Genomic DNA, 6,675 nt, shown 5'->3' with positions numbered 1-6,675 from the left:
GGGCGGGCCGCCGACGGCACCGCCGCCGGGGGCGCCACCCATCGCCCCGCCGGGTCCGCCGGGTGCGCCACCCATCGCGCCCCCCGGCCCACCGCTGCCGCCGGCGACGGCCGGACCTGCGGTGACGATCGACCCGGTGTGCGCCGTGCCGACCGTGTCGAGCGTGTACGCCACCGGTCCGGCGAGACCGGCGACGAGCGCCAGGGTCGCCCCGACCAGCATCGTCGTGCGGCCGAACCAGCGTCCCGCGAGCAGGGCGACGGCACCGGCGAGCCCGGCGACGACCACCACCACCCGCAGCCACGGCAGGAAGTCCGCGGACCGCGACAGCAGCACAGCCGACCAGCCGGCCGTCCCCACCGTGACCGCAGCGAGCGCGACCAGCACCCACCACCGGTCGCGACGGGCCCACAGCTCGGCCGCACCGATCCCCACGAGCGCCGCCACCGCAGGGGCGAGGGCGACCGTGTAGTACGCGTGGAAGATGCCCGCCATGAAGGAGAACACCAGCCCGGTGACCAGCAGCCACGCGCCCCACACGACGACCTGGGCCCGCTTGGGGTCGGTCCGCGGGTTGCGGCGCAGCAGCCAGAGGGTGAGGACGCCCAGCACGAGGGCGGCCGGGACGAGCCAGGCGATCTGACCGCCGATCTCGGCCGAGAACAGCCGGCCCAGGCCGGTGCTGCCCCATCGGCTGGTGCCCCCGCCGCCGCCGACGGACCCGGTCTCGTCACCGGTGATCCGGCCCAGGCCGTTGTAGCCGAAGGTGAGCTCGAGGAACGAGTTGTCCGTCGACCCGCCGATGTAGGGACGCGAGCTCGTCGGCCACAGCTCGACGAGCGCCACCCACCAGCCGCCGGCCAGCACCATCGCCCCGACCGCGAGCAGCCCGTCGCGCAGCCGCTTGGCCAGCGGCAGCTGACCGGCCCACAGGAAGGCGACGGCCAGACCCGGCAGCACGAGGAACGCCTGCAGCTGCTTGGTGAGGAACGCGAACCCGACGAACACCCCCGCGAGCACCATCCAGCGGGTGGTGCGCGGACCCTCGATCGCCCGCATCGTGGCCCAGACGGAGGCCGTGAGCAGCAGCACCAGCAGGGCGTCGGGGTTGTTGAACCGGAACATCAGCGCGGCGACCGGCGTGAGCGCCAGGGCTGCCCCGGCCAGCAGCGCGGCCCCCGCGGAGAACCGGCGGCGCACCGTGCGGTACAGCAGCGCGACGGTGCCGACCCCCATGAGCGCCTGGGGCACCAGGATCGACCAGCTCGACAGGCCGAACGCCCGCACCGACAGCGCCATCACCCACAGCGCGGCCGGCGGCTTGTCGACGGTGATGGACCCGCCCGCGTCGGACGCACCCCACAGGAACGCCGACCACGACGTGGACCCGGCCTGCACGGCCGCGGAGTAGAAGGAGTTGGCCCAGCCGGACGAGGACAGGTTCCACAGGAAGAGGGCGGCGGTCACCACGAGCAGGGCGACGAACGCCGGGACCTCCCAGCGGGGCCGGGGCGCCGGGCCGGCGGGCGCGACGACGGCCGGCGAGGTCGGGGACGGCGAGCCGCCGTCCGCCGTGGGCGGGTCGATGGGACGCACGGTGGTGGTCATGAGGGTCGGACCCCTTCGGTCGACGCGGTGGCGACCGCGGGTGCGGCCGGGCAGGAGACGGGTGCGGCGCTGCCGCTCGTGGTGGCCGACGGGGTGCCGCGGCGTGCGCCGAAGACCCAGCCGCGCAGCAGCAGGAAGCGCAGCACGGTGGCGCCGAGGTTGGCCGCCACCAGCACCGCGAGCTCGAGGGTGTGCGAGGCGGTCGGCACCAGCGTGTGCAGCAGTGCGAGCGAGCCGGCGGTGATCGCCCAGGCCAGGGCGAACACGGCCAGTCCCTGGCCCTGGTGGACCAGCGCCCGGCGCCGCCCCCGGATGCCGAACGTGAACGCCCGGTTGGCGGCGGTGTTCGCGACCGCGGTGAGCGCCAGGGCCACGACGTTGGCGGTCTGCCCGCCGAGCGGTGCGGACAGCATGAGGTAGAGCAGGGCGTAGGCGGCAGTGGAGGCGACGCCGACCACCGCGAACCTCAGCAGCTGACCGAGCAGCCCGCCGTCCGCGCCACCCGGCACGGCCGAGCCGGGTGGCGGGTCCAGGTGCAGGTGGGCCCGCACGTCCTGCAGCGGGATGCGGCCGGCGTTCAGGTCGCGCAGCAGCCGGGCGATGCCGCGCAGGTCGGCCATGGCGGTGGCGACGATGTCGACCCGCGAGTCCGGGTCGTCCACCCAGTCCACCGGGACCTCGTGGATGCGCAGCCCGGCGCGTTCGGCGAGCACGAGCAGCTCGGTGTCGAAGAACCAGCCGGTGTCCGCGACGAGCGGCAGCAGCTCGCGGGCGGCATCGGCCCGGATCGCCTTGAACCCGCACTGGGCGTCGGAGAACCGCACCGCGAGCGAGCCGCGCAGCAGCAGGTTGTACGAGCGCGAGATGAGCTCCCGCTTGGGGCCCCGTGCGACCTGCGAGCCGCGGGCCAGCCGGGTGCCGATCGCCAGCTGGGAGTGCCCGGAGACCAGCGGTGCGACCAGCGGGGCGAGCGCCGACAGGTCCGTCGACATGTCGACGTCCATGTAGGCCAGCACGGCCGCGTCGGACCCGAGCCAGGCGGTGTGCAGCGCCCGTCCGCGGCCCTTGGCGTCCAGGTGCAGCACCTGCACGTCGGGCAGCTCGTCGGCCAGCCGCCGCGCGATCGACAGGGTGGCGTCGGTGGAGGCGTTGTCCGCGATGGTGAGCCGGGTGCGGTAGGGGAAGGAGTCCAGGAAGGCCCGGGTGGTCCGGACGGTGCGTTCGAGCCCGCGCTCCTCGTTGTAGACGGGGACGACGAGGTCGAGCACGGGGGAGAGCGCCGCGCCCTGGTCCGTGGCGGGGCCGGCCGACGGCGAGGTCGTCGGGACCGAGGTCGGGTACCGGCCTCCCGCGGTGCGGTCGGGCGATCGTGTCGTGGTGTCCATGCCCACGACCCTCGTCCGCGGGCCTCGCCGGCGGGCATGGGGGTGCTGTGCCGAGCCTGTGAACCTGGGCGGCGGGTGCCGCGCGGTGTCAGTCGGCGGCGGGCAGCCGGACGGTGAGGGTGGTGGACCCCGGTTCGCTGGCGACGTCGATGGTGCCGTGGTGCGCGCCGACGACGGCGTGCACGATCGCCATCCCGAGCCCGGTCGAGGTGGACCCGGCGCTGCGGTTGCGGGACGCGTCGCCCCGGGTGAACCGCTGGAAGAGGCGGCTGCGCAAGGGTTCGGGGATGCCGGGCCCGTCGTCGTGCACGACGAGCACCGCCTGGTCGGCCTCGCGGCGCACCGACACGGTGACGACGGTCCCGGCCGGGGTGTGCAGCCGGGCGTTGGACAGCAGGTTGGCGAGCACCTGACGCAGCCGGTCGTCGTCGCCGAGCACCTCGACGGCGTCGACCTCCTCGGCGCCCTCCGGTGTCCCCGTCGCCTGGTTGCCGGGGAGCTCGAGGTGCCAGACGTGGTCGGGGCCGGCGGCGTGCGCATCGGCCACCGCGTCGACCGCGAGCCCCACGAGGTCCACCGGTGCGGCGGTGAGCGGCCGGCCCGCGTCCAGGCGTGCCAGCAGCAGCATGTCCGAGACCAGGGTGGTCATCCGTACGGTCTCGGACTCGACCCGGTCGAGGGCGTGCCGGGCCTCGGGCGGCAGCTCGTCGGGGGAGCGGCGCACCAGCTCGGCGTAGCCCCGGATCGAGGCCAGCGGGGTGCGCAGCTCGTGCGAGGCATCGGCGACGAACTGGCGCACCTGCTGCTCGGACTCGTGCCGCTCGGCCAGCGCGTGCTCCACGTGGCCGAGCATGAGATTGACCGCCGCGCCCACCTGTCCGACCTCGGTGCGCGGGTCGGTGTCGCGGTCCTCGACCCGGTCGGCGATCACCACCTCACCCTTGGACAACGGTTGCTGGGCGACCCGGGTCGCGGTGGCGGCGACCCGCACCAGCGGCCGGAGCTCGCGTCCCACCAGCCAGGACGCGGCGAGCGCGGCGATGACGACCCCGGCGAGCGCGACGAGCAGCTCGCGCAGCGCGAAGGCCTCGACGGTGGACCGGTCGGCGGCGGTGGGCAGCCCGCTCACGAGCGTCGCACCGTCCCGGGCCACGACGGCCGAGACGCGGTACTCCCCCAGGCCCGGGAGCTGGACGGTGTGCACCGTGCCGTCGGCCGGCACCGCGAGCAGGGCGGCCTTCTGCTGCGCGGTGAGCGCCTCCTGGTCGCCCTGGGAGTCGACGTACCCGGCCAGCGCGAGCCCGTCGTGCACGAGGGCGCTCACGGTCCCGACCTCCGACCCGGGGCGGCCGAGCGCGGGGGGTCCGCTCGCACCGTCGCCGGGCAACGGGCTGGGTGCGGGCAGGGGTGCGCCGGCGGAGCCGTCGAAGGCTCGGCTCGCACGGCCGTTGGCGTCGCGCACCCGTTGGTCGAGCTGCGACTGCAGGTTCGCGTGCAGCGACAGCGCGGAGACGACGCCGATCACCGCGGCGACCACGGTGAGCAGCCCCACCACCGTGACCACCAGACGGCGGCGCAGGGTCCAGGTCACGGTGCGCAGACTAGGTCGGTGACCTCGTCAGACGGCGGGACGCAGCACGTAGCCCACACCGCGCAGGGTGTGCAGCATCGGGTCGCGACCCTTGTCGATCTTGCGGCGCAGGTAGGAGACGTACAGCTCGACGATGTTGGCCTGGCCGCCGAAGTCGTACTGCCACACCCGGTCGAGGATCTGGGCCTTGGACAGCACCCGGCGCGGGTTGCGCATGAAGTAGCGCAGCAGCTCGAACTCGGTCGCGGTGAGGCGGATCTCGTCCTGCCCGCGCCACACCTCGTGGCTGTCCTCGTCCATCGTGAGGTCGCCGACGGTGAGCACCGCCTCGTCCCGGGCCGACACGGCGCCGGTGCGGCGCAGCAGCGCACGCAGCCGGGCGACGACCTCCTCGAGGCTGAACGGCTTGGTCACGTAGTCGTCCCCACCAGCGGTGAGCCCGGCGACGCGGTCCTCGACGGCGTCCTTGGCGGTGAGGAAGAGCACCGGCACGGTGGGGTGGCTCGTGCGGATGCGGCGCAGCACCTCCAGCCCGGACAGGTCCGGCAGCATGACGTCGAGCACGATGACGTCCGGCTCCAGGCTCTTGGCGGTCCTGATCGCCGCGTGCCCGGTGAGGGCGTGCTCGGTGGTCCAGCCCTCGTAGCGCAGCGCGGTGGACAGCAGCTCGGCGAGCGTGGGCTCGTCGTCGACGACGAGCGCCCGGACGGGGCTGCCGTCGGCCCGGGTCAGCAGGTCCGGACGGTGGGCGGTGGTCATTGTCATGAGCACATGCTGTGCGTCCGCCCTGAAGAAGGGCTGGCGGAAGTCTGTGAAGAACCTGAGTGCGGTGCGGGGCGGTCGTGGGCCCAGCCGATGCGGGGCCCAGACCCAGCGTGGTCACAGGTGGCGGCGGTGCGCTGGTGGGCGTCCGTGCGACCGAGGAGGAACGATGACCACGACGACGAGCGTGTCACCCGAGCACCCCACCTGGCTCACCGCGCAGGTGCGCCCGGCGGGGTCGTTCGGCCGGTCCGACCTGGGACGGCTGCAGACCCTGCTCGACGCGCTGTGCGCCAGCGCCTCGTTGGTGGTGCTCGACCTCGAGGCGGTGCAGCTGCGCTCCGACGCCGCCTCGCAGGTGATCGACGACGCCGCGGCGGACCTGGAGTCCCGGGGCGGCTGCCTGCTGTGCATCAACGCCGACGCCCACGTGCGCGTGGCCCTGTGCGGGTGCCGGCACGCCGTGGTGGTGCCGGCGGGCGAACACGTCGCGGTGTGACGGGGTGCGTCGCGCGCTCGTCCTGCGGTCCGGGACCGGGACCGGGGCCGTGCCGCCGTCCGCCCGCACCGGTCTGGTCGCACCCGTGGCCTACCGTGGCCCGATGGCCTCCCGTCCCGCACGTCCGTCGCGCGGGTCCGTCCTCGGCGTCGCGCTGGGGGTCGCCGCGGCGTGCAGCGCGGGGGTGTGGGTCTGCTGGCGGGTGTTCGTGCGGACCGCCGGCGGGCAGCGGCTCGACCAGCTCGCGCTCGTCGGAGCCCGGCACGGACGCACCCGGCTGTGGCAGTACGCCGAGCAGGTGCTCGAACCGGTGTCCGTCGGGTACGTGGCGCTCGTCCTGCTGGCGACGGTGGCGATCGCCGTGGCGCGGCGCCGGTGGTGGATGGCTGCGCAGGTCGCCGTCCTCATGGTGGGCGCGAACGTGACCACCAGGCTGCTCAAGTACGAGGTGCTCGACCGGCCCTCGTTCGGCTGGGGGCAGGCGGCCAACACGCTGCCCAGCGGGCACACCACGGCGGCCGCCTCGGCCTCGGCCGCGCTGCTGTTCGTCGTGACGCCGCGGGCCCGTCCGTGGGTCGCGGTCCTGGGGGCGGGCTACACCTTCGCCACCGGCTGGTCGACGCTCATCGGGCAGTGGCACCGCCCGTCCGACGTGGTGGCGGCGGTCCTCGTGACGACCGCCTGGTTCGCCCTCGCGTGCGCGCTCATGGTGCTCATGCCGGGCACGACGACGACCGCGACCGCCGCGCTGCCGACCGTCGTGCGCCGCACCCCGACCCGGGTGGTGCGGGCCGGGCTGGTCGTGGTCGCCATGCTCGGTGCCGGGGCGG

6 protein-coding genes are annotated in these 6,675 nt (G+C 74.8%); 2 read left to right on the top strand and 4 right to left on the bottom strand.

The window, feature by feature from the left end; genetic code table 11:
* The 4 genes from F2B26_RS13690 to F2B26_RS13675 all read right to left on the bottom strand — a co-directional run.
* Positions 1–1,608: ArnT family glycosyltransferase (locus tag F2B26_RS13690; protein ID WP_159810289.1), on the bottom strand; the 1,608-nt coding region annotated here is incomplete at its 3' end.
* On the bottom strand, positions 1,605–2,993 hold the full coding sequence (locus F2B26_RS13685) for a bifunctional glycosyltransferase family 2/GtrA family protein (RefSeq protein WP_159810287.1): 1,389 nt from the start codon (positions 2,991–2,993) through the stop codon (positions 1,605–1,607). The genes F2B26_RS13690 and F2B26_RS13685, both read right to left, overlap by 4 nt.
* Positions 2,994–3,081: 88 nt before the next feature.
* A complete protein-coding gene (locus F2B26_RS13680) occupies positions 3,082–4,584 on the bottom strand; it encodes a sensor histidine kinase (RefSeq protein ID WP_159810285.1) in 1,503 nt (500 codons plus the stop codon).
* Positions 4,585–4,611: 27 nt separating this feature from the next.
* Positions 4,612–5,349 carry a response regulator transcription factor gene (locus F2B26_RS13675; protein ID WP_328698684.1) on the bottom strand — a complete coding sequence of 246 codons (738 nt, stop codon included), beginning with the start codon at positions 5,347–5,349 and terminating at the stop codon, positions 4,612–4,614.
* A gap of 166 nt (positions 5,350–5,515) precedes the next feature.
* Here F2B26_RS13675 and F2B26_RS13670 point away from each other — a divergent pair, with 166 nt between their 5' ends.
* Positions 5,516–5,845 carry a hypothetical protein gene (locus tag F2B26_RS13670; RefSeq protein ID WP_159810283.1) on the top strand — a complete coding sequence of 110 codons (330 nt, stop codon included), beginning with the start codon at positions 5,516–5,518 and terminating at the stop codon, positions 5,843–5,845.
* 103 nt (positions 5,846–5,948) lie between these two features.
* The coding region (locus F2B26_RS13665; protein ID WP_235929678.1) for a phosphatase PAP2 family protein at positions 5,949–6,675 on the top strand (727 nt) is incomplete at its 3' end.

This window comes from Cellulomonas citrea (assembly GCF_009829685.1).
GTDB classification, from domain to species: Bacteria; Actinomycetota; Actinomycetes; order Actinomycetales; family Cellulomonadaceae; genus Cellulomonas; species Cellulomonas citrea.
The sequence above is the reverse complement of the archived record's forward strand: the minus strand, read 5'-3'. Positions and strand labels throughout refer to the sequence as shown.